At 70.1% G+C, this 301-nt stretch carries 1 pseudogene; it reads right to left on the bottom strand.

Features of this window, described 5'->3' with window-relative positions:
- Positions 1-301 (bottom strand): annotated as a pseudogene (locus IH54_RS0138920) (methyltransferase, FxLD system); the annotation flags it as partial.

The following is a 301-nucleotide window of genomic DNA, read 5'->3' as shown; positions in this document are numbered from 1 at the left end:
GCCCTCTCCGACCATGGGCACGACGGTGTAGACGTCGTCGCAGACGCCCTTGCGCAAGGGGATGAAGCTGGCCATCTCGCAGGAGACGGTCCGCCACACATCGCCGTCGCGCTCAAAGGCGAAGGAGCGGGAGATGCTGCCGCGGATGCGCATCGGCAGGACGAGGCGGCCGCCGGGCGCGAGTTGGTCGAGGATCTTCACCGGCACGTCGCCCGCACCGACGGTGAACTGGATGCGGTCGTACGGCGCGTGTTCGGGCAGGCCGGCCGCGCCGTCGCCGAGGACCGCCGAGACGTTCTGT

Source organism: Streptomyces sp. NRRL F-5123 (assembly GCF_000721495.1).
Lineage (GTDB): Bacteria > Actinomycetota > Actinomycetes > Streptomycetales > Streptomycetaceae > Actinacidiphila.
This window is presented reverse-complemented; position numbering and strand designations above follow the sequence as displayed.